Source organism: Pantoea sp. CTOTU49201 (assembly GCF_032054795.1).
Taxonomy (GTDB): Bacteria; Pseudomonadota; Gammaproteobacteria; order Enterobacterales; family Enterobacteriaceae; genus Pantoea; species Pantoea symbiotica.
Window position 1 is genome coordinate 1 of the sequence record NZ_DAMBSA010000559.1, and the last position, 2316, is coordinate 2316.

General features: G+C 54.0%; 3 protein-coding genes. 2 read left to right on the forward strand and 1 reads right to left on the reverse strand.

The window, feature by feature from the left end; genetic code table 11:
• Positions 1–649, reverse strand: a 649-nt coding sequence (gene cysZ / locus RTY00_RS23725; protein WP_312666604.1) for a sulfate transporter CysZ, incomplete at its 3' end; no start/stop codon positions are given.
• Positions 650–866: 217 nt separating this feature from the next.
• On the opposite strand from cysZ, the gene zipA reads away from it, so the two are divergent.
• Both zipA and RTY00_RS23735 read left to right on the forward strand, forming a co-directional pair.
• The gene (zipA, locus tag RTY00_RS23730; protein ID WP_154155751.1) at positions 867–1844 is read left to right on the forward strand and encodes a cell division protein ZipA; all 978 of its coding nucleotides are present in this window, start codon (positions 867–869) and stop codon (positions 1842–1844) included.
• Positions 1845–1912: 68 nt separating this feature from the next.
• Positions 1913–2316: DNA ligase LigA-related protein (locus tag RTY00_RS23735; protein WP_409519166.1), on the forward strand; the 404-nt coding region annotated here is incomplete at its 3' end.

The window sequence follows — 2316 nt, forward strand, 5'->3', positions numbered from 1 at the left end:
TAACCAGCGCACCAAATTGCATATTTGCGCTTTTGTGCTGGCGCAACGCCTGGCGCATCTGCTGGAAACTCACTTTGTGGTTATCAAATGGGTAGTCGCAATACTGCACGGACAGCATCCACGCACTGAATAAAAACCATAGAACGGGCGCCACCGTTTGTCCAAATCCGGGGATGAAGTGCAGCAACAGCAAACCAAGCGCACGTGGCAAATAGTAGCCGAGCTTCTGTAACTCTCGTTTCATGATGCGCGGTACATCTTTAACCATGGCCATCCAGCCACTATCGGGCAGTGGCGTTCCGGTCAATCGCCCTTCAAGCTGTTCGGCGAGCAAGCCACAGAAGGGCGCGGCAATCAGATTCGCCAGCGTCGAAAAGAAGTAACTGAACACCAACACAATCGAAATCACCGATAGCGGCCACAGCAAATAACTCAGCCACTGCAACCAGTCGGGGATATGTGACATTAACGTTGGGATCCACTGTCCCAAACGCTGAAACAGCCAGATAAAGGCACCGCCAAGCAGCACAATGTTGATCAGTAGCGGCATGATGACATAGCGACGAATTCCGGGCAGGCGCACCAGTTTCCATCCTTCAGCGAAGTAGTGAACACCATTAAAAGTTGAGACCGAATTTCCTGCGGGCATAGCGAGCCTTTCTCCTAAATATAGCGGCGCGACCATCATAACCTGGCTTTTTGTCGGCTTCAGGCCTGGTTTGCGCGAAAAAACAGCAAAAAAGCGTGGGGCAGCTATCTAATTTGTCAGAAAATACTGCACAGACTTGCACTTGTTTAGCTGGGCAAATACAGTTAGAGGATAAAGTTTGCCGTGGTGGCAAGGTATTGGAACAACAGAGAATACAATGATGCAGGATTTGCGTCTGATATTAATCGTTGTTGGCGCGATCGCCATAATAGCGCTGCTACTTCATGGACTGTGGACCAGCCGTAAAGAGCGCTCCTCCGTGTTTCGTGATCGCCCGCACAAACGTCTGAAACAGCGCGAAGAAGCCGATGAAGATCTGCTGAGCGAAGAAGATGATGGCGTCGGCGAAGTCCGTGTACGTCGTCATCGTGATGCGGATGAAGAACCCGAATTCACTGCGCGTCCAGCGAGCGCGCCGCGTGCGCCTGAACCTGTGCGTCAACCGGCATCACGTCAGGCTGACCCGTTATTGGGCGATCCGCTGCTGGATGACGAACCTGAAGTGCGTAAGCCGGTGGCGCCACAAGCGCCCGTGGCGAAGCCAACGCCAGCGCCTGCACCACAACCGATTCAGGCCGATCCGCTGCTGGATAACGAACCGCTTTCCGCAACGCAGCCTGCGCCAGAGTTCCAAGCGGCAGAAGAGCCAGAATTCGAACCTGAAGCGCCAGTCGCACATCAACCGGAAGCACCACAGCCAGCGGCTGCTGCGCCGGGCAGTAAAAAAGAGGCGGTGTTAGTGCTGCATGTTGCTGCACACGCGGGCGGCGAACTGAACGGTGAAGCGCTGTTGCAGGGCATTCTGCAGGCCGGATTCCAGTTTGGTGAGATGAACATTTTCCATCGCCATCTTAGCCCAGCAGGCAGCGGTCCGGTGCTGTTTAGCCTGGCGAACATGGTGAAACCGGGTTCATTCGATCCGGATCAGATGGGGAATTTCTCTACGCCTGGCATCTCCATCTTTATGATGGTGCCGTCGTACGGCGATGCGAACCAGAACTTCAAGCTGATGCTGCAATCCGCACAGCGTATCGCTGATGATGTGGGCGGCGTGGTGCTGGATGATGAGCGTCGCATGATGACGCCGCAGAAGCTGGAAACCTACAAAACGCGTATTCGCGAAGTTATCGGTTAATCGCCGCTAGCTGAGTCAAAACAAATACAACCCCCGCATGTCGGGGGTTTTTTATCGGATAAGAGACTATGAAATCGGTTCAGGAGCAGATCACCGCGCTGCGCACCACGTTACGTCACCACGAATATCTCTACCACGTGATGGATACGCCGGAGATTCCGGATGCAGAGTATGACCGATTGATGGTTCAGCTGCACAAGCTGGAAAGCGCTCATCCTGATTTGATTACGCCTGATTCCCCGACACAACGCGTGGGCGCAGCACCGCTGGCGGCTTTTGAGCAAGTGCGGCATGAAGTGCCGATGTTGTCGCTGGATAACACCTTTGATGAAGCGGGCTTCCTTGCCTTCAACAAACGCGTGCAGGATCGCCTTAAAAGCACTGACGAATTGACTTATTGCTGCGAACTCAAGCTGGATGGCTTAGCGGTGAGTTTGCTGTATGAAGATGGCCTGCTGGTGCGCGCGGCGAC